Source organism: Enterococcus sp. CSURQ0835, from assembly GCF_902706605.1.
In the GTDB taxonomy this organism is placed as follows: Bacteria; Bacillota; Bacilli; order Lactobacillales; family Enterococcaceae; genus Enterococcus_A.
This window is the reverse complement of sequence record NZ_CACSLH010000014.1, coordinates 42093-68629: the sequence shown is the minus strand read 5'-3', so window position 1 is coordinate 68629 and position 26537 is coordinate 42093. Positions and strand designations below refer to the sequence as shown.

The following is a 26537-nucleotide window of genomic DNA, read 5'->3' as shown; positions in this document are numbered from 1 at the left end:
CACCCGTTCGCCACTCCTTTTCTCTCGGTGAACCGAAGTTCGATGAAAGAAAAAGCGTTCGACTTGCATGTATTAGGCACGCCGCCAGCGTTCGTCCTGAGCCAGGATCAAACTCTCATATATAAGTGTTTGAAACAGTTGTTACACTATTAAGCTCAAATAAAAATTGATTCGCTAGCATAAATTGCTTGCTTGTATGTTGTTTCTATCAATAGAAACGCCCTACACATTTGGTTCGTCTTATTTCGTTCAGTTTTCAAAGGTCTACATGGTGTTTCGTGTTGCATCAGCAACTTTTATATTTTATCAGCTTTCCAGCTGAAAGTCAACAACTTTTTCAAAAGATTTAAAGCTGAATCAACACTTTTGATGACTTTTGTTCTCTCGAACGTTTTATACTTTACCATGTCCATTCTTCTCCGTCAACTGTTTTTTTCAGTTTCTTGTAACAAAATAAATCTGGAAGTTGACTTGTCTTTAAACTATTCCAGTTAAAAACTATTTTACACGATGGAAGTAACTACTATCAAAGTAGCGTTGAATAGCTAGGCTGAACTACTTAGGCAAGTGAATTATTTAGAAGCTTTCGTCTCTTCTTAATAGTTCAGATTTAAAATTCCATTTACTGGCTTATATAGAAAAATTTCGAATTAAAACTACCCACATCTAATCAAAGTTCAAACAGATCCCCCTCCTTTATGGAACTTCGGATGTTTTTCCGCAATCCATTTCAGCAAAAAAGATCACGACTAGATATCAGTCATGATCTTTTACGTTTAAAACAGTGGCACGCCTTCGATTGGAACATTTCCTAGAATCTCACGAACACTTTCAGGCGCCTCCCAAGCATAATCACTTGGTAATTCAATATGTACATTTTCAGTCGCTTCAAATACATAAAGCGGTAAACTCACTCCCGCACTTTGGGTATTTGTTAATTCGACTAAACTGATCTCATTGACATCAACTTGTAGCTGCTTTTTCAAAAAATTTAAAAAGCTCGCCAATACGGTTTTACCAGGCTCCACTTCCGTTTTAGCAAACTCTTTTGCCTTACCTACATTATGCACTAAAAAGCATTTCGAGCCATTATTAAGATGCAACATAATCGTTCCTGATACTTGTTTTTTCACAACGGTTCACCTCGAGGTCATCTGTTGAATATTACATCTCATGATATCACATTTTCAGAAAAAAACATATTTTTATTCTGAAAGCATTCCTTATTTACTACTTTCTTTACTTAAATACGTTTTCGTTTCTTCAATCCAATGAGGCATACTCGTCTCGATCGAACGAAAACCGATATGCTTATTGCGATTTGTAAAGTAGCGTTTACGATGAAATGGTGCTGGCGCGTGATGTTCTTGTAACGTCCGCAACGACAAACTAATTTTTTTCGTATATTCGTCAATATCAATCACTTGTACTCGGACTTTCTGCCCAACTTCAACATAGTTATGAATATTTTTTGTATAACCTGCTTGAATCTCGGAAACATGGATCAAGCCTTGCGTTTCATCATCCAATGCTACAAACGCACCATATGGCTGAATGCCTGTAATGGTACCTTCAACGATTTGTCCAATTTTATATGTCATTTATTTCCCTCTTTTCGCAGGTTTTATTATACTGTATTTACCAAAAGATGAAAACAAGGAGCTGTCATATGGAAAATTTTGATCAAGTTATTTCACGGATCGGGACCAACAGCATCAAATGGGATGAAATCAAAACGATGTATCATGAAGAAGATTTGTTACCACTTTGGATCGCAGACATGGATTTTAAAGCACCGACTGACGTCTTACAAGCCTTTGAAAATTTAGTTCAACAAGGTATCTTGGGCTACAGTGGTCCTAGTTCAACTTTATTTCAAGCGATCATCGACTGGCAAGCAGTGCATCATGAGTGGCAAATCGAGCAAGAAGATATTTTATTTTTCACGGGTGTTCTCGCCGGAATGACCACGGCACTTCAAGCTTTAAGTGAACCTGGCGATAGCATCCTGATTTTTGATCCAGTTTATCCTCCTTTTGCTAGCATCGTAGAAAACAATCAGCGACGATTGATTCGAAGCTCACTGATTGAAAATGAAACTTTTTCGTTTGATTTCACTGATCTAGAACACAAAATCAAAACCGAAAATGTAAAAATTTTACTTCTATGTAATCCTCATAATCCTGGTGGTCGTGTTTGGAGCAAGCAAGAATTACATCAACTAGGTAAACTGTGTCAAAAATATCAAGTCATTGTCTTTAGCGACGAGATCCATCAAGATCTTGTCTTCGCCCCACATCAATTGACGACGTTTGCTAATGCCGGTGACAACTTTGCTGATTTTTCTCTCACTTTCACTTCCATGACAAAGACCTTTAACCTCGCTGGAATCAAAAATTCCTTTCTCGTAATCAAAAATCCTGAATTACGCCAAAAGGTAGCCACTAAACAACAAAAGAATTTTCAACAAGAAATCAATGTCTTCGGTTATACTGGCATGGAAGCAGCCTATCGTTTCGGCGAAAGTTGGCGGAAAGAATTGTTAACCTACTTACAGCAAAATATTCAGTTGGCAATCGACTTTTTCCACGCTGAATTACCAAAAATCACCATCATGTCACCTGAAGGTACGTATTTATTGTGGCTCGATTTTTCAGCTTACGACTTGACTGATGAGCAGTTGGAACAAAAAATGATTCATGAAGCAAAAGTCGTTTTAAATAGCGGACTCAGCTATGGTCCCAGCGGCAGTCAACATATGCGCTTGAATGTCGCCTGTCCCAAAGCAACTTTATTGACCGGTTTAAAACGGATCAAAAAAGTTTTTGCTAATTGATAAAAAAGCTGCGAGACCGATTGGCTCTCGCAGCTTTTTTGGGACATGCATACTAATTCTTATTCGGTTACTTCAACTGTTTCGATCACTACATCATTGACTGGTTTGTCTTGCGGACCACGTTTGACACTTCCAATTTTATCAACGACATCCATGCCTTCTACAACGTGACCAAAAACTGTGTGGCGGAAATCTAACCAAGGTGTGCCACCTTGTTTATACGTTTCGATGATCTCACCAGGAAAGCCAGCTTCTTCTAATTGGCTCATCATATTCGCTGGAACATTTTGGTTATTGACGATAAAAAATTGACTGCCGTTAGTATTTGGACCAGCATTTGCCATGGATAAAGCACCGCGTAAATTGAAAAGATTTTTTGAGAATTCGTCTTCAAATTTGTCGCCGTAAATACTTTCGCCACCCATTCCTGTACCAGTTGGGTCGCCGCCTTGAATCATGAAATCAGGAATCACGCGGTGGAAGATTACGCCATCATAATAACCTTTTTTAGCTAGCTCGATAAAGTTTTGAACTGTTTTCGGGGCTTCTTCTGGAAATAGTTGGACAGTGATATCTCCCATGTTGGTTTTGATAACCGCTTTTGGTCCTTTTTCTTCAGTTAAGTTTAATTGTGGAAATTGCGTCACAGAAAGTTCCTCCTTTTTGTTTCTTTCATCATAGCAAACTTTCGGCGCTTTGCCACCTAATTCTCCTTACTATCTTTTTAGGAATAAAATTTGTTACAATCAAAGCGAAAGGAAGAGTGCACGATGGAAATCTATGATATTACGATTGTCGGTGGCGGTCCGGTCGGCATGTTTGCCGCTTTTTACGCTGGAATGCGCCAAGCCAAAACAAAATTAATCGACAGCTTGCCACAATTAGGTGGGCAACTAGCGACCCTTTATCCAGAAAAAACGATTTACGATATTCCGGGTTTTCCAGAAATCAAAGCTGGCGAACTAGTTACTAACTTAGAAAAACAACTTCAAAGCTTTTCACATACTTATTGTTTAGAAGAAGAAGTCAAAGACGTCATTCAACATGACGATTACTTTGAACTGATCACGAATAAAACAAGTCACTACAGCCGCTCAATCATCCTAGCTTTAGGAAATGGTTCATTTCAACCACGACGTTTGAAACTAGAACGCGCTGCATTTTTTGAAGATCGCGGATTAGATTATTACGTGACTGACTTGATGAAATATGCCGGCAAAAAAGTGGCGATCGCAGGCGGTGGTGACTCGGCGATCGATTGGGCGTTGATGTTAGAACCGATCGCAGCGGAAGTCTCTTTGATCCACCGGCGGCCCCAATTTCGAGCGCATGAACACAGTGTCACTAAATTACAGGCTTCAAACGTTTCAATTTTAACGCCTTATGTGATTAAAGAACTAAAGGGTGATTCGCAGTTAACTGGTTTGACCTTGGAACAAGTTAAAAGTGGCGAAACAAGAAACCTTGCGATCGATCATTTGATCGTCAACTATGGTTTTTCTTCTTCGTTAGATTATTTGAAAACTTGGGGGCTAGCCGGCACGCGCCAAACCGTCACGGTCGCTTCGGATATGAAAACATCATTACCTGGCATCTATGCTTGTGGTGATATCGTGTCTTATGACGGCAAGGTCAAACTGATTGCTTCTGGTTTTGGAGAAGCACCCACTGCCGTAAATAATGCCTTGCATTTCATCGATCCAAAACTACGGACGCAGCCCGTCCACAGTAGCAGCTTATTTCCACAAAAATAAGTGGTTTGATTAAAAGGAGGAACTGGAATGGTTTTAAAGACAGATACGCTGGAAAAAGTCGCCCGCGAATTATTAGCAGAGCGCGGAGTGACCATAGAAGATATCGCCGAGTTGGTCTTGCTGTTGCAAAAAGATTATATTGAAGGGATCACGCTAGAAACTTGTATCAAAAATGTCAACGGTGTTTTATCCAAACGCGAAGTCCACAATGCGATCATTACGGGGATTCAGCTAGATAAATTAGCGGAAGAAAAAAAACTCGATTACCCTTTGCAACAAATTTTAGAAGATGATGAAGGACTGTATGGTGTCGACGAGATCATGGCACTTTCGATCGTCAATGTTTATGGTACGATCGGTTTTACAAATTATGGTTACATCGATAAATTAAAACCTGGGATCTTAGTTAAACTCAATGCTCACGACGGCAAAAATATCCATACTTTTTTAGATGATATCGTCGGTGCCATCGCAGCTTCAGCAGCTAGTCGCATGGCACATGAGCAGCCAACTAAACTAGATGATATCGTACACTAAGTAAAAGCTGACCAAAGTAATCGGCAAACTAAAAAGATGACACGAACACTGCGTCATCTTTTTTAGTTCTTATCGATCTTACTTTATTGATCAAAGACGAGCACCGTCTGGCCACGTTTAGTCTGCTACGATCACACTGACTGGTGTTAGTTTAGACTCTGGCAATTCTTTTACTTGAAGTGACTCGATTCCTGTATAATTAACTTGAACGATTCCTTTCATGGCAAATCGACCTTTCTTTAGTCATCGAATGTTAGTTTTCCGATTAACTCGGGTGAGCATTTATAGCCTGTTCCCCAAACGCGTTCCAAATGCTCCCCGGCGATCCCATTTTTTTCTAACTTAGTTCGAATACGTTGAACGATGCACGATAATTGAACTAAATTAGAGCGCGTATGTTCATTGTCCCAGATCAACTGACACAATTCTTTTCGTGATACGACAGCTCCTTGTCGTTTGACTAACGCAACCAAAAACTTTGACTCATGACCGGATAATGCCAGTTGATCAAACGTGATATGGTGATAGTTTTTGCGAACCAATTGTGAAACAACTTCTAGTGGCTGAGTCAATTGACACAATGTTTCCCGCAACTCTTCTGTCGGCATATCTAATGCAATGACCGTGGTGATCCCCGCTTTTTTCCAAGCGACCAATTTATCCTCTGCCGGAGTTTGCTCCACTTTACGAATGACTTTTTTCTGGAACAAGTACGGCATGATCCGCTCAACTTCTTCGTCTGATAAATTCTCACTCAAAATGACGGCAGGAAAGTGATCCAAGATCGTTGTTTTCCCCGTCTCTTCCAATAACTGTTGATAAACAAGCGTTGAACAATAGACTTCAATATTTAATTGATGCAATCTTTCTTGTAACTTTTGTTCAGCTAAAATATTTTTCGTCAAGACTAATAATCGCGACACCGATTTCAACTCCTTCATCAATTTTATTCTTTATAGTTCAAATATTAAAAACGATTTCAGATTCTAATTCTATTCTCTTATTTTTTTCAAAAAAAAACAAATAATTTCCATTTTATAATCAAAATTATTTTTAAAATCGTTATTTTTGTTAAAAATAGCTCGACTTGCGTTAAAATAAAGGAACGAAAGCCGAATTGAATATCGTTAAAGCTAAACGAACAGGAGGAAAAGAAATGTTTTCATTGATTCCAACTAACATGGCAGAAGTAGCTCAAAAATTAACCTGGAGCCGCGAAAATGGAATCGACGCAACCGAAGAGTCGGTCATTTTGAATGCTGTGTTAGAAAATACACAACAAATGTTAAATGAAGCACTAGAAGGCGCCTATTGGAGTGCTCAATGGGATGAAGAGCAGCAAAATTTGATCGTGTTGGATGTCTTAGGGAAACCACTTGCAACCATCACACCTTGGAAAACTGATTTTGTCACTGATTTCAAACAAAATACAACGGAATTGTTACGAGTAATCGACACGAAAGTCCAACAAATCGTTAAAAAACACTAGTGAAAAGAACATCCACTATAAAAGAGGGAACGAAACATGAATCATGTTTCGTTCCCTCTTTTTATTTAAACAGTACTAGAAATAAGTTGTTTCTAGCATAACCGTTTTTTAATCGGATAGTCCCAATGAACTAGTGACTTATTCGATCTCGATTTTTTTCTGATCATCGGTTGCATTCTTAGCCTTTGGTAACTCTAAGCTTAGCACACCAGCTTTAAAAGTAGCTTTCACTTGGTCTTCATCTGCGCCCTTCAATAAGAATTGACGGCGATAGGAACGACTGCTCCGTTCACGACGCAAGAAGTTACCTGCTTCATCTTTGTCTTCTGTCTCGTCGTTACGATTTGCTTCAATGGTCAACACATCATCATTGTAATAAACATTCAAGTCTGCTTTATCAAAGCCAGGCAAATCAGCTTTTACTTCATAAGCTTGATCGGTTTCTTTGATATCAACGTTGAATTCATTATTACCTGCGTTTGCAAAAAAGTTATCAAAAAAGCGATCACCTAAAGACATCAAATCATTATTTCTTGGCATCAAGTTTGCCATACTAAACATCCTCTTTCCAAATATGAAATATGTTTTTTGTCAGGAGGTTCCAAACTTCCTTACAACTTTGTTATAACGCCGATTAGCACTCTTGTTAAGTAAGTGCTAATTTTCTTCAATCATAATTGCTTCGATCCCTTTACCAGCTAAGATCCGAGCAGCATTATACGTATTCAGCCCCTTACGGAAAGTCAGATAGACCTTTCGATCTCGCGGAATCTCAGCCATTCGTTCCCGTAACTCTGATAATGGAATGTTTTTAGTCGCTTCGATCGAGCCAGATTTAGGTTTATCCGGTTCGCGAATATCTAGGAAGAAAGCTGTTTTTAGATCTTCGGCTGGAATCTCACTTGCTTTGATCGTCTCAGCAATTTTACTTAGTTGATTGATTGCCACATAGCCTGCCGTATTCAGCGGATCACGCGTAGTGGAATACGGTGGTGAGTAAGGTAATTCTAACGCTGGTAGATCATGGACAGTCAATTTGCCCGTGATCGCTACCGATAATTCTCCGATTCGTTTGTCCACACCGCGTTCTCCGACTGCTTGGCCACCTAAAATCTTACCCGTTTCTTCTTCAAAAATAATCTTTAAGTTTAAGCGTTTAGCATCTGGGTAAAAGTACGCGTGATCAAACGGTGTGATGAAGATCGTTTTATAATTTGTGATCCCGACCCGTTGCAGCATATTTTCTGTATAGCCTGCATAACTCGCCGTCAAACCAAAAATTTTTGCAACGCCTACGCCAATGTAACCAGGATAAGTCAGATCTGCTCCATGTAAGATGTCAGCCAGCAAATGTCCTTGCCGATTGGCTGCACTTGACAGCATACTAGGAATAGGTAAACCGTTGATCAAACTAGTTGTCTCGATCACATCACCGATTGCATAAATATCTGATACATTAGTTCGTAATTTTTGATCAACTAGAATATGACCATCTGTGGCAAGTTTGACTCCAGCTGCTTGAGCGATCTCATTATTCATTTTTACGCCGGCTGCTACGATCAACAGATCAATCGCCAATTCGCGCCCGTTGGCTAAGGTAATTTTACGGCCTGCCTCACTCACTTCTTTTACCGTTTGTTTCATGATAAGTTTGATTCCGTTTGTTTCTAATTCATCCTGAATGATCTCAGCGATCTCTGAGTCGTAAGGCAATGCCACTGTTGCAGCTTGATCGATGATCGTTACCGTTATCCCACGTTGTTTTAAATTCTCAGCGATCTCTAGCCCGGCCACCCCCGCACCTAAGATCGCGACATGTCTTGGTAAATGAGTATTCATGTAAGCCATAATCTCCGCTGCGTCCGTGACATTTCGTAAAGTGAAAACATTCTTTGCAGTGTCGATTCCCTTAATCGGTGGTAAGACCGCCCGAGTCCCTGTTGCTAACACTAATGTATCATAGCTTTCTTCATACATTTCCTCGGTCTGTAAATTTTTGATCGTGAGGATCTTTTTAGCAGGATCAATCTGAGTCAACTGATGGAAAACGCGCACCTCAATATTATTTTTTTCTTTTAAACCGGCTGGTGTTCGTTCGATCAGCGAATCTAACTCCGGTACTACTCCACCTAAATAATAAGGCAACGCGCAACTAGCATATGAAATGTGAGCGCCTTGTTCGATCAAGACGATCTCGGCAGTTTCATCTAAACGACGCAAACGAGTCGCAAAAGATGGACCACCTGCAACACCACCGATCACTACAACTTTCATGGAAAAATTCCTCCTCTTTCTAGTAACGTAATCCTTAATTTAAAAAAACGGATACAAGTTAGCTACATCCTACCGTGACTCGTTTTTTTCGGCAACTATTTGTACTCGAACGCAAAAATTTTTTTGACTTCAGTAATTAAGCTAATCCTAATTTTTTTGATCATGAGTTGGCTAAAAAAATAATTTGTGCTATACTACAGAAAAATAAGTCAAAACACGCCACCGGGTGGAAGTAGATGCAAATTGATTTCGTTAGGTCGAAGAAGAAATCAATCTGGGTCTTTTTTTTGTGTCTCGCAAAATGATGCTGCTGAAAATTTCGCACATTTGTTTTGTCGCTTGACCACCAGTTCTATTTCTTGCTTTTGCAATGTGAAAAAGGAGAGAATCAACATGGCATGGATCGAATTGATTATCGCAGGATTATTTGAAGTCGTTTGGGCTTCGACAATGAAGCTAAGTCACGGATTTACGAAAGTGAACTTTGCTTTATTGACACTGGTCGGGATGATCGCAAGTTTTTACTTTTTAGCGAAGGCTTCCAAAGTTTTGCCGCTGAGCATGGCTTATCCCATTTGGACTGGAGTCGGAGCAGTGGGATCGATCTTAGTCGGCTGGCTGGTCTTTAAAGAAAGCATCTCGCCGATCACGTGGTTTTTCATTTCTTTACTCATCATCGGCATCATTGGCATCAAAGTTTCGAGTGGACATTAGTTTCATGGCGGTGGGCATTTGCCCATCGCTTTTTTCGTAGACTGAGGCGGATCTGACTCCCAACAAAAAAATCCCCTGCTTCTCCACTTTATTTTTTGAGGACTGAACGAATTCGTGGTTTTTTTCCTAGCTCACTAGATGAAAAATTATTTACCGTTTTCTTTTACAGCATTTAATGAAGCGTGTTACCATTGAATGGTAAAGAAAAGGAGTCGATTCAATGATGAAAAAAAGAGTCCAAGGTTCATGTACCACGATCTTAGCCGGAAAAAATGCCACGATCGACGGTTCAACGATTATTTCTCGGAACGATGATGGTCACGAAGCACTTGATCCCCAACAATTCATGGTGATTAAGCCTGAAGATCAACCGAAAAATTATCAAGCGGTGATCAGTGGTGTCAAAATCGAATTACCTGATAATCCATTGCGCTATACTTGCACGCCAAATTCCGTGCGTGACAACGGAATCTGGGCAGCAGCCGGGATCAATAGCGAAAATATCGCGATGTCCGCGACTGAAACGATCACCACTAATCCACGTATTTTAGGCATTGATCCGTATGTTGAAGGTGGGATCGGTGAAGAAGATCTCGTCGTGATCGTTTTACCTTATATCCATTCTGCCCGTGAAGGCGTAGAGCGTTTAGGTAAACTACTAGAAGAATATGGCACTTATGAACCAAACATGATCGCTTTTTCTGATCAAAACGAAGTCTGGGCTTTTGAAACGATCGGCGGACATCATTGGGCAGCCGTTCGGATCCCTGATGATGCTTATGTTGTAGCACCTAACCGCATGAACATTGATGAGTTTGATTTTGATTCTCCTGATACACTTTGCTCAAAAGACTTAGAAGAACTGATCGAAAAATATCATTTGAATCCTGATTTTGACCAAGTCAACTTGCGTCATATCTTTGGTAGTGCGACGATCAAAGATACGGTGTACAACAACCCAAGAGCTTGGTATATCCAAAAATTCTTCAATTCCCAAGAAACCAAAGCCGATCCACAAGATCAAGATCTACCATTCATCTGCTATGCTGATCGGAAGATTTCGGTCGAAGATGTTAAGTGGGCTTTGAGTTCGCATTTTGAAAATACGGTTTACGATCCTTATGGCAATGGTACTGAGACCGAGAAAACATTGTTCCGGCCAGTTGGAATCAATCGGAACCACAATGTGCACATTTTACAATTGCGTAACGATGTGCCAGCTGAGATAGCAGGCATCCATTGGTTAGCTTATGGTGCCAATACCTTTAATACGGTCGTACCATTTTATGCCAACGTCAATGACACACCGGCTAGTTATCGCGATGCTACGGCTACGTATGATCCAACTAATATGTACTGGTTGAGTTGTACCGTGGCACTTCTAGGCGATACGGATTATGATTTCTACGCTGATTTCCGTAATACGTATGAACTTCAAGCAGTGGCAGCTTACCGCCATATTCAAATCGAAACCGATGAAAATTTAGCCGGCCAATCTGATGTAGAAAGTTATTTAACCGCAGCTAACCAAAAATTAGCTGACGAATCACTGACCCGTACGACGAAATTATTAGGAGACATGGTGACTTCTGGTTCTGAACACATGAAATTGCGTTATAATTTGAATGACTAATCACTAAAAAACAGTAGCAACTAGCATTAGTGCTGATACGAAATAAGGGAGTAAGACTTGATTTAAGTCTCACTCCCTTATTTTTATGCATTGATTCGTTTGATCTCACGGTGACGATTCATCAAGTACACGAGCACTAGTAAAATAAGCGTGATCGTTAGAACAGTTAAAACCAGCGGCAATAATTGCAATCCTTGACTAGTCACCCCGACTAATTTTCCTAAACGCGTGATGATCTGAGCTTTTTGACTAACACTTAATAGTTGGACTAAAATCACCAACAATAGCGGGATCGCAAAAGCACCAAGTCCGATCAACACTCGAATCGCACCATCGAAACGTTGGAGTACCATCCCAGCCACAAACCCTAGACCATTGGCTAAAAATAAAATCACCGTCAATAGTAACCACGTCGCCCAAAACTTTCCGTCGGTATACGCGCTGACTCCAACAAACCCCAATTTAAAGTTACTGATACTCAGCAGGTGAAATAATTTTTCTAATCCAATCAAGACTAAGCTAAAACCTAAAATGGATAAAAAGTTAGCGAAGACACTGGCAAGAAAAATATTTTTACGGGAAAGTCCGCATTGGATAAAAAGTTTAAAATCTAGTCCGATCCCGATCGTCGCGGCAATGATCATAAAGATAACACTCGGAAGTAGTAGTTCTGATTGGACCGTGACTTTCGTGTGGCTAATGAAGACCCCCATTAATGGAAAAGCCGTGCCAAACAATAAAAAGAAAGCGAGAAAAATCAGATCCGAACGTAAGTTGAAGCGCAATTTATAAAGTAATGCGGCTTTTAATTTCATCTTAAGCCACCTCCTGATTCGTCAATTGAACAAAATAAGTTTGCAGATCTAACGGCCCAACATGGATCGTTGCAGGAACCTCGCCGTTAACATCCCCTTTGACATAGACATTCAGCAAACCACCTAGCTCATCTTTTCCCAACACAGTCAACTGGTTTTGCGCGATGAAGGCTTCTACTTCAGCTTTAGGCCCCGTGATCACTTTTCCTTCTTGTTGGATCTCTTCGGTCGTTGCTTGACGAATCAATCTCCCATTGCGAATAATCACGACTTCTTCTAATAGATTAGCAACTTCTTCGATCAAATGCGTCGAGATGACAAATGTTCGCGGCCGCGTTTCATAAGTTTCTAAAATAAATTGATAAAATAATTCTCGGTGATTGGCATCTAACCCTAAGACTGGTTCATCTAAAAAGATATAATCGCACGGCACACACAATGCCATGATCAATTTTGCGATCGTCCGATAACCCGTCGACAACTTTCGCAAATCTTGTTTAGTATCTAATCCAAAAGCTGCTACCATCTTTTTTGCTAGTGCCTCATCAAAATCCCCGTAAAAAGCTTCCGTTAGTTGAAAACAACTTTTTACTTTCAGTGACCCTGGATATAAATTATCTTCTGACATCATGTACAACCGATTTAAACTTTGCTCATTGTCATGGACCGGCTGACCATCTAACAACAATGTTCCCGCCGTTTGAAAACTTCGATTGTTGATGATATTGAGCAACGTACTTTTACCTGCGCCGTTCCGACCTAACAAACCATAGATCTTACCGGCTTCGATTTGCCAATCGATCGTTTGTAAAACTGGTTTGTTGTGATATGCTTTACTGATGTGTTTTAATTCTAAACTCATTGTTCATACCTTCTTTCGATCAATTCCGTCAATTGATGCGCCGTGATCCCCAATTTTTTTGCTTCACTGACGATTTGTTGGACTTCAGTATTTAAAAATTCTGTTTTCCGTGCTTCTTTGACTTTTTGCTGTGCTCCGGCTAAAACGAACATCCCGATTCCTCTTTTCTTTTCAATCAAGCCCCGTTCGACTAACAGGTTCATGCCTTTTAAAACGGTAGCCGGATTGATACGATACCCTTTGGAAATTTCTGTGGTCGATGGAATTTGTCCCGCTTCTTTAAACGAACCATTCAAGATCCCTTCCTCGATTTGATCCGCGACTTGTTGAAAAAGCGGCGTCGTTCCGGAATCATCAAAATGCATTTCCTCACCTCAACTTATTTAGTTAATCACTCGTGTAACTAACTATAAAACCATTTTGCTTACTTGTCAATTAGAAAAGTAGTCGAACAAGCACAAAAAAAACGATCTCTGGAATCTGGCTTCCAAAGATCGTCGGATCGGATAAACTTTTTTATTTGATCACTAGCGGCTTCAATTGCGCTTCGATCTCAGCTTCTTTAGCTTGGGCTTGTAGTAATGCCGCTGCTGTATAAGCACCTTCCACCAAAGCCGTGTCGAACAATTTGACTTTTTTGTCAGTCATTTCGATTGCCATCTCTAAATTCATCTTAGCACTGCCAAGATCATAAAAAGCTAGCAATTCGTCGGCAGGATTCTCTTTGAACGCTTGTAAAATTCTTTCCATCGAAGTGCCGATTCCACCATCAGCTAATCCACCGGCTGTCGTAACCGGAACATCTTTTGCTACTTGTGCGATCAAATTTTTTAATCCTAGGGGAATTTCTTTTGTATGGGAAACTAAAACAACGCCTCTACTCATGAAAGACACCTGCCTCTAACAACGCTTCAAAAAAATAAGCGGAGGATTGAGCGCCAGGATCGATATGCCCAACGGAACGTTCGCCGACATAAGATGCGCGGCCCTTTGTTGCCTTTATGTCTTTTGTTTGATCGGCTAGTGCTTGGATGCTTTCTGCCGTCAGCTTACCGGCTTTTAATTCGTCAACTGCTGGAATCCATAAATCCAACATCGTCTTTTCGCCGACAACCGCTCCACCGCGTTTTTTGATACCTTCGATCGCAGCGGTCAATAATGCCACTGGATCATTCGAGTCTTTGGCGGCCTTCATCATCTCCATCATTGCCGTTCCATATAATGGACCTGCTGCTCCGCCGACTTTTGAGATCAGCGCCATAGCGGTCATTTGAAAAATTTTTGCTAGATCACCGTCTGGCTTTTCCGCCATGACCGCTTCCATCCCTCGCGCCATATTATTTCCATGATCACCATCACCGATGGGAGTATCTAACTCACTTAAATAATCTTTTTTTACTTGGATCTTATCGTTAAACAATTTCAATGCCTGCTTTAAATTTTCAGGTGTAAACATTACCTTCACTCCTTTTACCAGCCAATTGTGTGGACTGATGCTTTTAATAACCGCTCCCGGGTCTCATCTAGTTTGATCATCGTAACGGAAGCACCCGCCATGTCTAACGAGGTCATAAAATTGCCAACTTTAGAAAAATTGATTTTTACCCCGTCTGCTTCCAACAATTTTTTAACATCGTGGAAGTAAATGAGTAGCTCCATCAACGGTGTCGCGCCCATCCCATTGACTAACACACCGTAAGAATCGCCCGCTTGCCATTTGAATTCCGCTTTTAATTTACCGACGATCTCTTGGGCGATCTCAGCAGATGGTCTGATTTTTTCCCGTCGATAGCCAGGTTCCCCGTGAATCCCCACGCCATATTCCATCTCATCATCAGCTAAAACAAATCCAGGTTTTCCAACTTCTGGGACCGTAGCACCCGACAACGCGATCCCGATCGTTTTGATTTCTTTGATCAAGTTCGTACCATATGTTGCGAGTTCTGAAAGTGGCTTACCTTCTTTTGCTAGCCCGCCTAAAATCTTATGCACAAAAATCGTCCCGGCCACACCGCGGCGCCCTTGCGTATACGTACTATTTTCAACAGCGATATCATCATCTACTACGATCGATTCAACTTTGATATCATCCATGGCCGCCATATCTTTTGCCATATCAAAGTTCATTCGGTCACCGGAATAATTTTTGATGATCAATAAAGTGCCTTGTCCGCGATCAGTTTCTTTGATCGCCGCATAGATCTGATCAGGAGTAGGCGAAGTGAAAACTTGACCACAAACAGCGGCTGAAAGCATCCCATCGCCGACAAAACCCGCATGAGTCGGTTCGTGTCCACTCCCACCACCAGAAACTAGTGCGACTTGATCGTAATCATCCACTCGAGCCACGGCTAAAGTCTCAGGAATTTGTTTGACGTAATCCGGATAAGCTTCCACTAGACCGGCGACCATTTCTGGTACGACATCTTCCGGTTTGTTGATAATTTTTTTCAACTGCAATTCCTCCCTGCTAAATTCTTTCTTTTTCAAGTGTAGCACAGCTCGTTTTTTGATAAAAATAAAAGCCCTTCTTTTTTCCGCAACGGCTGGGAGAAATCTTTTTATTTTTGACACAAAATGAATTGGTCAAACTTTTTTCTTGATTGACTGCTTAGTCATTGACTGGATAGTCAAAAAGGATTATTCTCACGGTGTAGATTTGAAAAGGAGTGGATTTTATGACTGCGATTCTTGAACTGACCAAAGTCCAAAAAAATTTTGGGAAATTCCAAGCACTAAAAGATGTGACGTTTCAGTTGGAACAAGGTGAAGTGTTAGGCTTCATCGGACCTAATGGCGCTGGAAAATCGACAACGATCCGGATCTTATTAGGAATGTTGAAAAAAAGTGACGGTCAGGCGACGATCTTTGGGCAAGATGTCTGGAAAGAAGACACTGCGATCCATCAACACTTAGCCTATGTGCCTGGTGATGTGTACTTGTGGCCGAACTTGACCGGTGGTGAGATCATTGATTTGTTGTTACGCTTAAATGGCCAAACACGCACGCAAAAAACGGAAGAACTGATCACCGCTTTTCAATTAGATCCGAAGAAAAAAGCGCGAACTTATTCAAAAGGGAATCGTCAAAAAGTCGCATTGATCGCAGCACTTTCTCAAACAGCCGAACTTTACATTTTTGACGAACCAACTTCGGGACTTGACCCATTAAACGAGAAAACATTTCAAGCAGAAGTCTTGAAATTAAAACAAGCAGGCAAAAGTATTTTATTATCCAGTCACATTTTGTCAGAGGTCGAAAAAATGTGTGACCAAATCGCCATCATTCGTGAAGGTGTCATCATTGAACGCGGAAAGCTAGCTGAGTTACGACATTTGACTCGACTTGAGATTGAGGTCACTACACAAGAAACGTTGGTTGATTTGCAAACAGTAGCCGGAGTGCATCAGTTGAACTTTCAAGATCCAGCTCAGCACCAAGCCCAACTTTTTGTTGATCGGGAGCAGCTTGGACCGGTGATGAAATTATTGGCTGCTAAGCAGATCCAATCTATTACCACGAAGGCTCCGACTCTGGAAGATTTATTTTTGCGCTATTATGAAGGAGCTGATCCCCATGCAAAATAATCGGCATTTCCTTTTCTTATTAAAAGCCAATCTCAAACAAAATAGTTGGCGGCACCTCAGTTGGCTTTTGATTTTAGGCGGCTTGTTTGCTAGTGCGGCAGCGAAGTTCAATGTCTTGTTTGGCGCGACAAAAGATATCGCAGCGATCACCAAAACGTTGAAAACTCCGGCGATGGTAGCTTTATTTGGTGAATTTCCGACTGAAAAACCCTATACGACTGCCAACGTTTTTGCCGCCGAGATGCTCGTCTTCATGGCGATGTTCATGGCTTTTATGAACATCTCGCTTGCGATCCGGAACACTAGAGTGCAAGAAGAAACGGGCGTCTTAGAGATGGTCCGCTCACGGTCAGTCGGTCGAAGCGCGGCCTTGTCTGCTACACTCAGCGAAATCATCGGGCTTAATTTAGTGATGGGCGTTTTTTATGTCGGCAGTTTGATATTCGCTGATTTAAATGGCGCGACTTTACTCGGCGATATTTTATTTGGCATGAGTCTAGCGTTGGCGGGAATCTTTTTTGGCTGCAGTAGCTTATTGATCGCGCAACTAGTCAGCAGTAGTCGGAGTGCTTATTTTATCAGCTATAGCTTTTTTGGTGTCTGTTACATTTTACGGATGGTAACAGATGTCAGCAAGCCAGCTTGGACTTGGTTCTCTCCTTTAGGCTGGGTACAAAAAACTTACATTTATACGCAAAATGATTTTTGGCCCTTGGTGCTCTTAACGGGCAGTAGTCTTTTGTTAGTGGGGCTCGCTTTTCATTTGGCCAGCACTCGCGATATCAATAGCGGTCTTTTAGCTGATCGCCCGGGTAAAGCCCAAGCTGGAAAGTTTTTGCGTTCACCGCTAGCTTTAGTGATGCGAACAGAAAAAAATAGTTTGATTGGTTGGCTATTCGGTGCTGTGATTTTAGGCGTGTGTTATGGTTCGATTTTCAATACGATCGGTGATATTATCGGAACGAACCCGACGTATAAAAAAATGTTAGGCGTCACTCAGATCGATACTGCCAGTCGTCAATTGATTTTAAATTTTTTGAACATGCTCGTCTTGTTTTTCATCGCTCTAGCGGTAGTCGAAGGCCTATTAGTTTGCTTTCGGTTAAAATCTGACGAACAAAAAGGCTACTTAGAACTGCTGCATGCTAAAGCGATCACCAAAACAAAACTTGCTGTCAGTTATTTTAGCGTCGGCTGGTTTAGCAGCTTGCTCGTGTATACCGGGGCACTTGCTGGAACTTTTTTCACGGGAAATGCTTTATTGAACCAACCGATCCCGCTCAAATTTTTTTGGCGGATGTTACTGACTGGTTTTCCTGCCGTTTTATTTTTCTTAGGCTGCGGCATCTTCCTGATCGGTTGGCTACCAAAGTTTACGAATGTGCTTTGGCTGTATTTAGCTGGCGGCTTACTGGTAAAATTTTTCGGCCCACTGTTGAACCTTTCCGAAAAAAGCGGGAACTTCTCTCCTTTTGGTTGGGTGGGAAAGATTCCGTTAACAAAAATCGACACCGGCTGGTTCATTATTTTAGTAGCAGGCTTTGTACTCTTGAGTCTCGGTGGAGTGATCGGCTATACAAAACGTGATTTGAGGTGATCAGATGAAAAAAATAGTTAAAGATCCCAGCAAAGAAAAACGGATTTTACAAGCCAGCGTTACTTTATTTTCTGAAGCTGGCTACCAAGCGACCAGCACTGATACGATTGCTCAAACTGCCCAAGTTTCGAAAGGATTGCTCTTCCATTATTTTGAGAATAAAGCCGGTTTATATTTAGCCACTTATCATTACGCCGTTGCTTTTTTCTATCAATTGCTGGAACCTACGATCTGGACAGAAGCCAATGATTTGATCGATATGGTCGTCCGAGCTACCAAATACAAACTCAGTCTGCAATTAAAATATCCGCAAGAATTTCGTTTTTTAACTCAAGTTTACGGGGAACTGGAACATTTACCTACACAACTAAAAGCGACTTTGGCTAATGACTTAGACCAACAATTCAAACGTAATTTGACACTAGTGACACCCGTGATCGACCGTTTGCCATTAAAAGCCGGTGTTACAAAAAGCGAGGTCAATGAACTTCTGCTAGATGTCTTGAATGCCGAAAGTGCGCGCATCCAAAAAGAATTAATGACGCACCCTGAGTGGCAAACGATCGAAGAGATGAATCCTTTGATCGAAAAAATGATCCGTAAATTACAATTGTTAGAACATGGCTTTATGGCCTAAAAAATGCGATGATCCTTCGTCTTAAAATCGACGAGGAACATCGCATTTTTAGTTTTTTATTTTCCATTTTCTTTCGCGAGGCGTTGGAGCTTTTTGCTGATTTTCTTAGGTAGAAATGACAATAAGGCCAGCAAGAGTCCTGCCAGCGAAAGTTCCACCAGCAAGGTCCACGAGACACCGCGCCGAACGATCTCCGAAGCCATAAAAGCATAGATAAAACTCGCCGGTAACATCGTCAAAAAGGAGATCACACTAAATTTTCGCACCGTCATTGGGGTCAACGCATAAGCATAACTTTGGATCGCGTAAGGAAAAATCGGAACTAACCGCGTAAAAATCAAAAAGGAAACACCATTTTCCGCAACACCATGCTCGATTTTTTTGAAGACCTCATTGTGTTGAAATTTTTTCACGACATAATCCCGCGCGACGTATTTTCCGATAATAAATGAGATGGTCGCACCCACTGACGCACCGATGATCGTCAACGCGCCACCGACTACCCCACCATAAATGATACCTCCCACGATCGCCAGCAGCTGACCGGGCAACATAAAAACCGCCACCACAATTGAAAGCAAAATAAATACTCCATACCCCCACCAACCAAAACTTTCTAGATAGTGCCGCAGTTGTTGAAAGTTCGTCAACAAGTCAGTCAAGCCAAAATAAGAGGCTAAACTAAAGCCGACTAATAAAATCACAGCGAAGATTAGAATTTTTTTCATTGCGGATCATCCTTTCGAAAGCCAGCTACGATTCCAGCGATCATCAACTGATTGAACGTTGCAACATCCAATAACCGTTGCGGCATGACAAGCGGCAGATCAGATCGTTCGACTAGAGTCAATTGCCCAGTCGCTAATCTTAGTTGCGTGTCCGCTAAAAAATACCGTTCATTGGAAAAAAGTTCCGGGTATTCCAAATAGATCGCGGTAGCCAGATCCCAATTACAAAAGCCACTAAAGTGAAAAACTTTTTCGTTCCAAGCGATCCAGTCAGTTAATGTATGGGTCAAAAATTCTTCTGCAGACCAACTGAGTCGCCTGTGTAATTTTTGGATTAAGGTTGCTTGTTCCGCTTTGGAAAAAAAAGCTTGGGCGGTCAGCGAACCATTCATGATTGCTAGTTTGGCACCACTGGTCAATACACTGGCAGCCGCTTGCGGATCACTGGCAAAATTTAATTCAGATACCGGGACTTCATTGACAACTAGTGGCTGTGTCGTCCCCCCCATCAAAATCAGTTGTTTGAGCTTTGTAAAAAAAGCGGGATCTTGACGAGCTGCTTGGGCAAGATTTGTTAAAGCACCTGTTGCGATCACGGTAAGTTCACCGGGATAAGCGGCGGCTTGTGCGACTAAAAAATCACTAGCGGCACTTGATCCGGTCTCACTTCCTAGATAAAAGTCAAAGGTTTTCTCAAAAAATTTTTTAAACTTGGTCGTGGCAGCGGCAACTTCAGTCAGTGTGCCGTTACCATGGGTCAAGGTGACACCAACTAATTCGATCGTCGGCCGTCCCGTTAAATAAAGCAACGTTAATCCGTCATCGACATCTCGGCCTGACAACCCGAATGTATTATCACAATCAATGATCACTTTTTTCATCATAACGCCTCCGATTTTTTTCCAGCCATCGTTTAAAGCCGGGGCTTTCCGTTTGGATTTCTGAAACGATTCGTTGCAAGTCCTGCGGCTCATCGATATCTAACAACGGAGGGAGTAATGTCACTTTCGTTTTTGAACCCAACAAGGCCAACGTCTGCTGCAAGACATCGGCTCCCCCCCATTTGATGTCCGTTAAAAAAAGCGGCGCTAAGTTGATTTGCTTGGTAGCACCGATCAAATAATAACCGCCATCTACAGAAGGTCCCAGCACGACTTCAGTCATTTTTTCAAACGCGCTTTCGATCACATTAGCAGTCAACTGCGGAATGTCACTCCCAGTCAAAATCACTTTTTGATATCCTAAAGTAAAGACGTGTTGGATCGCTTGGTCCATGCGTTCCCCTAATGTCGTTCCAACTTGGGGAAAAGCTTGAAATTGATCGGGTAGTTGAGCTAAAAATTCAGTAGGCGACTTTTCATCTGAATAAGCGACAAATACCGCGATGCCCTTTTGAGGTAAAGCCGTTAATTTTTGAAATAGATCTCGTAGCAAAATTGCTTGGACGTGGCTCGCTTCTTGTGGCGTCAATGTTTTTGTCAGCCGCGTTTTCGTTTTATAGGGTACCGGGATGCGCGTAAATAAAATATAAGCCTTAGTCATCTGGCAAAACCTGCTCGCGTAACGCTTGTTTTAAAAAATCCGGCTCCAAATAGGTGCTGACTTTTTGAAAGATCGCTTCATTTTGTAATGCCTTATCCCCCGTCGTATAACTATCAAACGCCATCGCCGACCAAGCCAATGCCCGCAACATCAAATACGGATGGTAAAGTTTCAACGCATAGAAGAACTCCGCAGACTCAAATCCGGTCATCGCGAGATAGGTTTGTAAAAACTGCTGCTTTTCAGCTGTACTCAAAGTGAGATCGGCTCGCCACAAAGTCGTCGTAGTCGCTAAAAATTGTGAGATGTCTTGGACGGGATGGCTGATGACTGGTTTTTCCCAATCGATCAAATAATTTTTTGCCCCAATAATAAAATTATGGGAATTGACTTCTGTATTGTTGACCCGCCACAAGCCTAAGTTGGTAAAAAATTTTTCTTGCCCGCAAGCTGCATCACACCGTTGCCAAGCTTGTTGTAAAAGTCGTTTCACTTCAGAAGAGATAACCGCACTTTGAAAGACTGGCTCCAACAAACGCGCACATTCCCTCACTCGAGCACTCAAGAGATCGGTTTTTTCTGCTACAAACTGTTGATTGGCAGCGGCATCGATTTCTAAGCCATGAATCTGACCAAAGATCTCAGCGGCTGCTAACAGATCGGTCCGATAATCTAATGGCTCACCCGCTAAAAATTCCATGATCAACAATCCTTGAGCAAAAAAAGTCTGACTGTCATCCAGATAGTAGACTTTCGGCGTGCAATGGGAGCGCTCAAGCCATTTCAAAGCACCGTATTCATAAGCAATTTGATTTGCTACTTGTAACTGACTGCCGTAGTTCAACCGTAAGACGAATTTTTTTATGCCATCACTGATGACAAAACTTTGATTGTACTCGCCTTGAGCTAAAAACGTAACAGTCACCGGCTCTTGCAACCCTAAGTAAGGCCCCAACTGTTTGATTTGGAGGTAACGTTTGATTTTTTCGATCATTTTTTTCGCTCCTTGTTATAACGCTGCACTAATTCTTCAGGTGATCTTCCAAGTAAAAATAAAAGTTTGATCGTGTGCATCTTCAAATGAGTGCGCAACTTGCCGGCTGCAAAACGGCGACTGGATGTATAAAGGGGGATCTTCAAGTAATAAAATCGCCCCAATTTTTTCAGTTGTCGACTAAGCACCCAATCTTCCATCAATGGAACAGCTGGAAAACCGCCAGCTTGTTGGTAAAACGTTCGTTTAACAAACAATCCTTGATCACCAAAGATCAAACCTAAATAACGCCCGCGCCACGTGGAAGTCACCGCTAAATAACGGAAAAACCAATCTGATTGATCGAAGACAAGGCGATAAAAACCAGCACTGACTCCTGGAATCATTAAACGAGCCGCCATCGCCGCAAATAGATCTGTATCATCAACTAGCTGGCTATCCGCATGTAAAAACCATAAATACTCACCGGAACTTTTTTCCGCGCCTAATTTTAATTGCGCGCCACGGCTTTTGACAGGTGAAGTAAAAACTTTAGCGTACGGTTCAGCTACCGCTACCGTTTGGTCATGACTTCCACCATCTACTACAATGATCTCAAAGCTAGAAGTAGTCGGGATCTGTTGGAGTTGCGTTAACAACCGCGCTAGATTTTTTTCTTCATTTAATGTTGGGATCACGATTGAAAATTTCATCTTAGGATCACCTGCAATGTCTCAGGTAATTTCAAGTGAACCATACTCCCCACGTTTAATTCAGCCGTGATCGGTTCTAAACAAAACGACTGGCCGTAACTAACAAATTCCACTTGATCACCGCCTGGCCGCCACGTGATTTTCGTGACTCGCGCAGGTAATGTCCCATCAAACGTCACTCGCGTGCCAAAAGGAACTAACAATTGGACAGATCCCGTCAGCTGCTGCGGATTTTGAACGGTTAACTGACTGTCTCCGATTTGAAATGTCGTTCCCGTCACCGTACCAGACAAATAATTCATCGCTCCGATAAATTCAGCGACTTTTTGGTTAGCTGGTCGATAATAAATCTCTTGCGGTGGAGCGATCTGTTGGACTTTTCCGTCTAACAATACGACGAGTCGATCAGATAAATAAAACGCTTCGTCTTGGTCATGGGTGACTAAGATGATTCCAAAGCCAAATTCTGCCTTTAGATCCAATAAGTACTGTCGCATCGCGTGGCGTAAATTACTGTCTAAGCTAGAGAATGGTTCGTCTAATAATAATAATTTAGGCTGTAAAACAAGTGCACGAGCTAACGCGACTCGTTGTTTTTGCCCACCAGATAATTGATCCGGATACTGTTGTTCTAACCCAATCAATTCAAACCGTTTTATGATCTGAGTCACTTTTGTTTGGATCAGCGCTTTGGTTTGTCTGCGGACTTTTAAGCCAAATGCGATATTTTCAAAAACAGTTAAATGCGGAAACAGCCAAAAATCTTGAAAGACCAGCACCGTATCAGCGGCCGAAAAATTTTCGGTAAAAGAGATCGTTCCAGCACTGGGCTTTTGTAGGCCAGCGATGATTTTTAATAAACTGGTCTTGCCCACTCCTGAAGGTCCAAACAAAGTCACTAGTTCACCTGCACCAACTTCAAAAGAAAGCGGAGCTAAGATTTGTTTTTTGCCATAACGTAAGCTGACATTATTTACGATTACACTCATAACGATTCCTTCCTATCAATAACTTCCAACCCCAGACGCCTAACATGCAAGCTAATAAAAAGACGAGGCTATCCACTGCAGCGATCCCAAATCGACCATTGTTGGCATACGGTAATAAAATCAGCGGCAATGTGATGATCTTGCCGCCGCCAATGAAAAAAGTCGGTAAGTATTGACTAAATGAAACGATAAACGCTAGCCCGGCTGCTGTTGCAATTCCCGGACGTAAGAGCGGGAAAGTCACTTGAAAAAAAGTTTGGCCACCACCTGCTCCTAATGCGCGAGCGGTCTGCTCATACCCAGTACCCATTTTTAAATAACTTTCCACTAAGATCTGCAACGCATACGGCAACATAAAATACGTGTGCAGTAATAAGATACCGGTGAACGTCCCAGTCAAATGCAACTGGATCATGACGGTTTGCGTCGAAGTGATCAGCGCAATGGCAGGTAAAATAAACGGCACATAAATGATCAGCTCCACTATTTTGCTAGACAGATACGTTTGAAATGCGAAAAATTTTGCCGCGGGAAGTGCGATAACTAAAGTCAAAAGTGTCGCACCGCTCGCTAAGAACAAGCTATTGAGCACAGCTGGCCAGAAATTAGGCTCTTGACTAGCTGAGACGACCTTCTGCAAGCTGTATTCACTGGGAAAAATCGCGGGGTACATCCATTTACCATTGACGGCCCACAAGCCTAAGACGATTAACGGCAATGCGATCAAGCCGCAACTAAGCAAATTGAAACTCACTTTTTTCATCGGCCTCTCCTTCCTCCCGGCAATAAATAGCTGATCCATAGCGTACTAGCCGAAACGATGACACAAATCAAAGTCATGACAACATTTAACGCGAAAGCTTGGGGGCGCGTCGTAAGGTCAGCTTGCGTAAATAGATCATAGGCGGTCACCGCGATCATTTCGTTTTTCGGACTGCCCAATAAAAATGGAACTTCAAATGAGGCAAAGGTAAAACAAAATAAAATAATAAACAATGTCGCAAGTGTTGGTTGCAACAGTGGCAATGTGACTTTAAAAAAAGTTTGCCGCTTACTAGCCCCAAGATTATACGCGACTGCTTGATACCCACCTTGCAACTGTTTTACGATCGCTAAAACACTCACCGCTACGTAAGGGATCTCTTTATATAAAAAAACAAGCAAGATCCCGATGCCCAAATCATCATGGATCAAAAGCGGAAACTCTCCGATCTGTTGGATCAAGCCGAAGTGATAGGCTAGCCGAGAAAAAAGTCCCGTTTGACTGAACAACTGCATGATCATCAACGCCACGATCAAATGAGGGAACGTAATGGGCAATTGGTAGAATCCGTGTACTAAGCAATTGTCATTTTTAGCTAACGCTAAAGCGGCGGCTAACCCGATCACTAGTGCCAATAGTGTAGCGACTATGGCGAGCCAAAAGCTATTGATGACCGAAGTAAAAAATAATTTATTGGTCACCAGTTCTTGATAATACGCAAAGGTCATTTTATGTAAGCCGATCAAAGGATAAATACCTAATGAAAGCCGCACCATTTTAAACAGCGCGACCACTAAGATCACACTGTTCAAAAGTAGAAACGGCAAAACTAAGAAAAATTTTTTATTCATGCAAGACATGTTCTTTCCACAAAGCTTCGATGAGCGGGATTTTCTTCGCTTGCACTTCTGGGATCTGTTTTGCATCTAATTCTTGCAGCGTTGGGACCCCTTGATTTTTATAAAGAGCAGCTAATTGTTCGTTTGCTGCTGGAGATAATTTTTGCGGATCAAACGGTGGGATACTATAGCCGTACTTGGCTTCCGCTTTTTTCAATTGCGCACTTTCACTTGTCATCTCATTGATCAAAGCTAGGGCGGCGCCTTTTTCTTTTGATGTGTTGGCGATCGCTAAATAATTTTGGTTGGCGATCGTTCCCTTATCAAACAAGAAAGATTCCGTCGTGTCTTTAAATTCTTGATCGCTGCGTTTTTCAGCTATGTGCATTTGAGAATAACTATACGTCATGTCTACTTGGCCCGCTGCAAACATTTGATCCAGTTCTGCCGGTGTCTTGGGATAGGTTTTCCCAGCTTGCCACAAATAAGGTTTGATCGTATTCAAATAATCTAAGCCTGGTTTGATGACTTTGTATAAACCCGCTTTCGTAGCAGGTGCTGCTTCCACTTTTTCATAGCCGACGATGTCACAAATCACATTTCGGACAAACGCACTGCCGGTAAATTCTGGTGGTGCCGTGTAAGTGATCTTACCGGGATTTGCTTTCGCGTAGTCTAATAATTTTTCGGTACTCGTTGGAAAGCCCGCCGTAAATTTTTCTTTATCACCGCCAAAGACGATTTGGGCGGTACCATAAGGAACTTCATAACCTTCTGTTTTCACGCCAAAATCATATTTTGCAGCGTGACCTTTTGTATCCATCAATTTTTCAAAAGAGTCCACTTTGTTGGTGATCGGTCCGTATAAAAGTCCAGCTTGTTTCGCTGTGTAAAAATTTTCGCCATTGATCCAAATGACATCGATATCACCTGTTTTACTGCCGGCTTCTTTTTCAGTCGACAACTTATTTAAAATCTCATTGATATCCATCGGAACACGTTTGACGGTCACATCATATTTCGTTTTCATCGCTGGGGTCACCACTTCGTCTACCCATTGATTGGCTTTCTCGTCACCACCATAACCGTAAAAAGTCACGGTCTTGCCGCGTGCTTTTTTTTCGGCTTGTTTGAAATTCGTGATCGAATCTGCCGTTTGGTTTTGTTTACTCGACTCACTATTGCCTGACTTGCAGCCAGCCAAAAGAGCCACCGCACTAACAGTCACGAACGTTCCTAAGACCCATTTCTTCAT

At 41.8% G+C, this 26537-nt stretch carries 30 protein-coding genes and 1 rRNA gene; 9 read left to right on the top strand and 22 right to left on the bottom strand.

Translation table 11 applies throughout. From position 1 onward, the window contains the following. From GVJ38_RS07665 to GVJ38_RS07655, 3 genes are all read right to left on the bottom strand, one after another. A 16S ribosomal RNA gene (locus tag GVJ38_RS07665) occupies positions 1-123 on the bottom strand; the annotation flags it as partial. A 653-nt stretch (positions 124-776) separates the two neighbouring features. Continuing rightward, on the bottom strand, positions 777-1133 hold the full coding sequence (locus GVJ38_RS07660; protein ID WP_159722590.1) for a hypothetical protein: 357 nt from the start codon (positions 1131-1133) through the stop codon (positions 777-779). Positions 1134-1223: 90 nt separating this feature from the next. Next, positions 1224-1601 (bottom strand): CvfD/Ygs/GSP13 family RNA-binding post-transcriptional regulator, encoded by a 378-nt coding sequence (locus GVJ38_RS07655; RefSeq protein ID WP_159722589.1) that lies wholly within the window; start codon positions 1599-1601, stop codon positions 1224-1226. Between the two features lie 68 nt (positions 1602-1669). Between GVJ38_RS07655 and GVJ38_RS07650 the strand changes: the two genes are divergently transcribed. After that, positions 1670-2836, top strand: a complete 1167-nt coding sequence (locus tag GVJ38_RS07650; protein WP_159722588.1) for a MalY/PatB family protein — start codon at positions 1670-1672, stop codon at positions 2834-2836. 59 nt (positions 2837-2895) lie between these two features. Here GVJ38_RS07650 and GVJ38_RS07645 read toward each other — a convergent pair whose 3' ends face one another. Continuing rightward, positions 2896-3483 carry a peptidylprolyl isomerase gene (locus tag GVJ38_RS07645; protein WP_159722587.1) on the bottom strand — a complete coding sequence of 196 codons (588 nt, stop codon included), beginning with the start codon at positions 3481-3483 and terminating at the stop codon, positions 2896-2898. 123 nt (positions 3484-3606) lie between these two features. Here GVJ38_RS07645 and GVJ38_RS07640 point away from each other — a divergent pair, with 123 nt between their 5' ends. Next, a complete protein-coding gene (locus GVJ38_RS07640) occupies positions 3607-4590 on the top strand; it encodes an NAD(P)/FAD-dependent oxidoreductase (RefSeq protein WP_159722586.1) in 984 nt (327 codons plus the stop codon). Between the two features lie 27 nt (positions 4591-4617). Next, positions 4618-5127 carry a phosphatidylglycerophosphatase A family protein gene (locus tag GVJ38_RS07635; protein ID WP_159722585.1) on the top strand — a complete coding sequence of 170 codons (510 nt, stop codon included), beginning with the start codon at positions 4618-4620 and terminating at the stop codon, positions 5125-5127. 239 nt (positions 5128-5366) lie between these two features. On the opposite strand, the gene GVJ38_RS07630 is transcribed toward GVJ38_RS07635, so the two are convergent. Continuing rightward, positions 5367-6050 carry a winged helix-turn-helix domain-containing protein gene (locus tag GVJ38_RS07630; protein WP_159722584.1) on the bottom strand — a complete coding sequence of 228 codons (684 nt, stop codon included), beginning with the start codon at positions 6048-6050 and terminating at the stop codon, positions 5367-5369. A gap of 233 nt (positions 6051-6283) precedes the next feature. Here GVJ38_RS07630 and GVJ38_RS07625 point away from each other — a divergent pair, with 233 nt between their 5' ends. After that, positions 6284-6616 carry a hypothetical protein gene (locus GVJ38_RS07625; RefSeq protein ID WP_159722583.1) on the top strand — a complete coding sequence of 111 codons (333 nt, stop codon included), beginning with the start codon at positions 6284-6286 and terminating at the stop codon, positions 6614-6616. A 138-nt stretch (positions 6617-6754) separates the two neighbouring features. Here GVJ38_RS07625 and GVJ38_RS07620 read toward each other — a convergent pair whose 3' ends face one another. Together GVJ38_RS07620 and GVJ38_RS07615 are read right to left on the bottom strand one after the other, a co-directional pair. Continuing rightward, entirely contained in the window at positions 6755-7168 is a 414-nt protein-coding gene (locus GVJ38_RS07620) for an Hsp20/alpha crystallin family protein (protein ID WP_159722582.1), read from the bottom strand. A 105-nt stretch (positions 7169-7273) separates the two neighbouring features. Then, positions 7274-8890: an FAD-dependent oxidoreductase gene (locus tag GVJ38_RS07615; RefSeq protein ID WP_159722581.1), complete on the bottom strand. Its 1617-nt coding sequence runs from the start codon at positions 8888-8890 to the stop codon at positions 7274-7276. Between the two features lie 393 nt (positions 8891-9283). On the opposite strand from GVJ38_RS07615, the gene GVJ38_RS07610 reads away from it, so the two are divergent. Beyond that, entirely contained in the window at positions 9284-9604 is a 321-nt protein-coding gene (locus GVJ38_RS07610; RefSeq protein WP_159722580.1) for a DMT family transporter, read from the top strand. A gap of 223 nt (positions 9605-9827) precedes the next feature. Beyond that, positions 9828-11237 carry a C69 family dipeptidase gene (locus GVJ38_RS07605; protein WP_159722593.1) on the top strand — a complete coding sequence of 470 codons (1410 nt, stop codon included), beginning with the start codon at positions 9828-9830 and terminating at the stop codon, positions 11235-11237. Positions 11238-11320: 83 nt separating this feature from the next. On the opposite strand, the gene GVJ38_RS07600 is transcribed toward GVJ38_RS07605, so the two are convergent. From GVJ38_RS07600 to dhaK, 6 genes are all read right to left on the bottom strand, one after another. Continuing rightward, positions 11321-12052, bottom strand: a complete 732-nt coding sequence (locus GVJ38_RS07600; protein ID WP_159722579.1) for a hypothetical protein — start codon at positions 12050-12052, stop codon at positions 11321-11323. Between the two features lies 1 nt (position 12053). Then, complete coding sequence (locus tag GVJ38_RS07595) at positions 12054-12914, bottom strand: ATP-binding cassette domain-containing protein (protein WP_159722578.1); 861 nt, start codon at positions 12912-12914, stop codon at positions 12054-12056. Then, complete coding sequence (locus GVJ38_RS07590; protein ID WP_159722577.1) at positions 12911-13279, bottom strand: GntR family transcriptional regulator; 369 nt, start codon at positions 13277-13279, stop codon at positions 12911-12913. Before GVJ38_RS07590 ends, GVJ38_RS07595 begins: the two co-directional genes overlap by 4 nt. 151 nt (positions 13280-13430) lie before the next feature. After that, a complete protein-coding gene (dhaM, locus tag GVJ38_RS07585) occupies positions 13431-13799 on the bottom strand; it encodes a dihydroxyacetone kinase phosphoryl donor subunit DhaM (RefSeq protein WP_159722576.1) in 369 nt (122 codons plus the stop codon). Next, a complete protein-coding gene (gene dhaL, locus GVJ38_RS07580) occupies positions 13792-14370 on the bottom strand; it encodes a dihydroxyacetone kinase subunit DhaL (RefSeq protein ID WP_159722575.1) in 579 nt (192 codons plus the stop codon). Before dhaL ends, dhaM begins: the two co-directional genes overlap by 8 nt. Before the next feature lie 14 nt (positions 14371-14384). Beyond that, positions 14385-15368, bottom strand: coding sequence for a dihydroxyacetone kinase subunit DhaK (gene dhaK, locus GVJ38_RS07575; RefSeq protein ID WP_159722574.1), 984 nt, complete (start codon positions 15366-15368; stop codon positions 14385-14387). A 224-nt stretch (positions 15369-15592) separates the two neighbouring features. Here dhaK and GVJ38_RS07570 point away from each other — a divergent pair, with 224 nt between their 5' ends. From GVJ38_RS07570 to GVJ38_RS07560, 3 genes are read left to right on the top strand one after another with little or no spacing between them, the layout of a single operon-like run. Next, the gene (locus GVJ38_RS07570) at positions 15593-16501 is read left to right on the top strand and encodes an ABC transporter ATP-binding protein (RefSeq protein ID WP_159722573.1); all 909 of its coding nucleotides are present in this window, start codon (positions 15593-15595) and stop codon (positions 16499-16501) included. After that, positions 16491-18098 (top strand): ABC transporter permease, encoded by a 1608-nt coding sequence (locus GVJ38_RS07565; protein WP_159722572.1) that lies wholly within the window; start codon positions 16491-16493, stop codon positions 18096-18098. The genes GVJ38_RS07570 and GVJ38_RS07565 overlap by 11 nt, the downstream gene beginning before the upstream one ends. Positions 18099-18102: 4 nt before the next feature. Beyond that, the gene (locus GVJ38_RS07560) at positions 18103-18735 is read left to right on the top strand and encodes a TetR/AcrR family transcriptional regulator (protein ID WP_159722571.1); all 633 of its coding nucleotides are present in this window, start codon (positions 18103-18105) and stop codon (positions 18733-18735) included. A 56-nt stretch (positions 18736-18791) separates the two neighbouring features. Here the strand turns inward: GVJ38_RS07560 and GVJ38_RS07555 are convergent, their stop codons facing one another. Genes GVJ38_RS07555 through GVJ38_RS07515 form a run of 9 tightly spaced genes read right to left on the bottom strand, consistent with a single transcriptional unit; the run spans position 18792 to position 26537 of the window. After that, positions 18792-19463: a TVP38/TMEM64 family protein gene (locus GVJ38_RS07555; protein WP_159722570.1), complete on the bottom strand. Its 672-nt coding sequence runs from the start codon at positions 19461-19463 to the stop codon at positions 18792-18794. Next, entirely contained in the window at positions 19460-20344 is an 885-nt protein-coding gene (locus GVJ38_RS07550) for a nucleoside hydrolase (RefSeq protein ID WP_159722569.1), read from the bottom strand. Before GVJ38_RS07550 ends, GVJ38_RS07555 begins: the two co-directional genes overlap by 4 nt. Beyond that, positions 20325-21005 carry a TIGR04282 family arsenosugar biosynthesis glycosyltransferase gene (locus GVJ38_RS07545; RefSeq protein ID WP_159722568.1) on the bottom strand — a complete coding sequence of 227 codons (681 nt, stop codon included), beginning with the start codon at positions 21003-21005 and terminating at the stop codon, positions 20325-20327. Before GVJ38_RS07545 ends, GVJ38_RS07550 begins: the two co-directional genes overlap by 20 nt. Further along, entirely contained in the window at positions 20998-21999 is a 1002-nt protein-coding gene (locus GVJ38_RS07540) for a phosphotransferase family protein (protein ID WP_159722567.1), read from the bottom strand. Before GVJ38_RS07540 ends, GVJ38_RS07545 begins: the two co-directional genes overlap by 8 nt. Next, positions 21996-22691, bottom strand: a complete 696-nt coding sequence (locus GVJ38_RS07535) for a TIGR04283 family arsenosugar biosynthesis glycosyltransferase (RefSeq protein WP_159722566.1) — start codon at positions 22689-22691, stop codon at positions 21996-21998. Before GVJ38_RS07535 ends, GVJ38_RS07540 begins: the two co-directional genes overlap by 4 nt. Next, complete coding sequence (locus GVJ38_RS07530) at positions 22688-23680, bottom strand: ABC transporter ATP-binding protein (protein ID WP_159722565.1); 993 nt, start codon at positions 23678-23680, stop codon at positions 22688-22690. Before GVJ38_RS07530 ends, GVJ38_RS07535 begins: the two co-directional genes overlap by 4 nt. Next, positions 23661-24443, bottom strand: coding sequence for an ABC transporter permease (locus tag GVJ38_RS07525; protein ID WP_159722564.1), 783 nt, complete (start codon positions 24441-24443; stop codon positions 23661-23663). Before GVJ38_RS07525 ends, GVJ38_RS07530 begins: the two co-directional genes overlap by 20 nt. Further along, positions 24440-25294, bottom strand: coding sequence for an ABC transporter permease (locus GVJ38_RS07520; RefSeq protein ID WP_159722563.1), 855 nt, complete (start codon positions 25292-25294; stop codon positions 24440-24442). The genes GVJ38_RS07525 and GVJ38_RS07520 overlap by 4 nt, the downstream gene beginning before the upstream one ends. Continuing rightward, positions 25287-26537: an ABC transporter substrate-binding protein gene (locus GVJ38_RS07515; RefSeq protein WP_159722562.1), complete on the bottom strand. Its 1251-nt coding sequence runs from the start codon at positions 26535-26537 to the stop codon at positions 25287-25289. Before GVJ38_RS07515 ends, GVJ38_RS07520 begins: the two co-directional genes overlap by 8 nt.

Excerpts from the sequence above, each read along its gene's own strand:
- GVJ38_RS07655 (WP_159722589.1), bottom strand. The coding sequence starts at position 1,601 with ATGACATATAAAATTGGACAAATCGTTGAAGGTACCATTACAGGCATT.
- GVJ38_RS07650 (WP_159722588.1), top strand. The coding sequence starts at position 1,670 with ATGGAAAATTTTGATCAAGTTATTTCACGGATCGGGACCAACAGCATC.
- GVJ38_RS07640 (WP_159722586.1), top strand. The coding sequence starts at position 3,607 with ATGGAAATCTATGATATTACGATTGTCGGTGGCGGTCCGGTCGGCATG.
- GVJ38_RS07635 (WP_159722585.1), top strand. The coding sequence starts at position 4,618 with ATGGTTTTAAAGACAGATACGCTGGAAAAAGTCGCCCGCGAATTATTA.
- GVJ38_RS07625 (WP_159722583.1), top strand. The coding sequence starts at position 6,284 with ATGTTTTCATTGATTCCAACTAACATGGCAGAAGTAGCTCAAAAATTA.
- GVJ38_RS07620 (WP_159722582.1), bottom strand. The coding sequence starts at position 7,168 with ATGGCAAACTTGATGCCAAGAAATAATGATTTGATGTCTTTAGGTGAT.
- GVJ38_RS07615 (WP_159722581.1), bottom strand. The coding sequence starts at position 8,890 with ATGAAAGTTGTAGTGATCGGTGGTGTTGCAGGTGGTCCATCTTTTGCG.
- GVJ38_RS07610 (WP_159722580.1), top strand. The coding sequence starts at position 9,284 with ATGGCATGGATCGAATTGATTATCGCAGGATTATTTGAAGTCGTTTGG.
- GVJ38_RS07605 (WP_159722593.1), top strand. The coding sequence starts at position 9,828 with ATGAAAAAAAGAGTCCAAGGTTCATGTACCACGATCTTAGCCGGAAAA.
- GVJ38_RS07600 (WP_159722579.1), bottom strand. The coding sequence starts at position 12,052 with ATGAAATTAAAAGCCGCATTACTTTATAAATTGCGCTTCAACTTACGT.
- GVJ38_RS07595 (WP_159722578.1), bottom strand. The coding sequence starts at position 12,914 with ATGAGTTTAGAATTAAAACACATCAGTAAAGCATATCACAACAAACCA.
- GVJ38_RS07590 (WP_159722577.1), bottom strand. The coding sequence starts at position 13,279 with ATGCATTTTGATGATTCCGGAACGACGCCGCTTTTTCAACAAGTCGCG.
- dhaM (WP_159722576.1), bottom strand. The coding sequence starts at position 13,799 with ATGAGTAGAGGCGTTGTTTTAGTTTCCCATACAAAAGAAATTCCCCTA.
- dhaL (WP_159722575.1), bottom strand. The coding sequence starts at position 14,370 with ATGTTTACACCTGAAAATTTAAAGCAGGCATTGAAATTGTTTAACGAT.
- GVJ38_RS07570 (WP_159722573.1), top strand. The coding sequence starts at position 15,593 with ATGACTGCGATTCTTGAACTGACCAAAGTCCAAAAAAATTTTGGGAAA.
- GVJ38_RS07565 (WP_159722572.1), top strand. The coding sequence starts at position 16,491 with ATGCAAAATAATCGGCATTTCCTTTTCTTATTAAAAGCCAATCTCAAA.
- GVJ38_RS07560 (WP_159722571.1), top strand. The coding sequence starts at position 18,103 with ATGAAAAAAATAGTTAAAGATCCCAGCAAAGAAAAACGGATTTTACAA.
- GVJ38_RS07555 (WP_159722570.1), bottom strand. The coding sequence starts at position 19,463 with ATGAAAAAAATTCTAATCTTCGCTGTGATTTTATTAGTCGGCTTTAGT.
- GVJ38_RS07550 (WP_159722569.1), bottom strand. The coding sequence starts at position 20,344 with ATGAAAAAAGTGATCATTGATTGTGATAATACATTCGGGTTGTCAGGC.
- GVJ38_RS07545 (WP_159722568.1), bottom strand. The coding sequence starts at position 21,005 with ATGACTAAGGCTTATATTTTATTTACGCGCATCCCGGTACCCTATAAA.
- GVJ38_RS07540 (WP_159722567.1), bottom strand. The coding sequence starts at position 21,999 with ATGATCGAAAAAATCAAACGTTACCTCCAAATCAAACAGTTGGGGCCT.
- GVJ38_RS07535 (WP_159722566.1), bottom strand. The coding sequence starts at position 22,691 with ATGAAATTTTCAATCGTGATCCCAACATTAAATGAAGAAAAAAATCTA.
- GVJ38_RS07530 (WP_159722565.1), bottom strand. The coding sequence starts at position 23,680 with ATGAGTGTAATCGTAAATAATGTCAGCTTACGTTATGGCAAAAAACAA.
- GVJ38_RS07525 (WP_159722564.1), bottom strand. The coding sequence starts at position 24,443 with ATGAAAAAAGTGAGTTTCAATTTGCTTAGTTGCGGCTTGATCGCATTG.
- GVJ38_RS07520 (WP_159722563.1), bottom strand. The coding sequence starts at position 25,294 with ATGAATAAAAAATTTTTCTTAGTTTTGCCGTTTCTACTTTTGAACAGT.
- GVJ38_RS07515 (WP_159722562.1), bottom strand. The coding sequence starts at position 26,537 with ATGAAGAAATGGGTCTTAGGAACGTTCGTGACTGTTAGTGCGGTGGCT.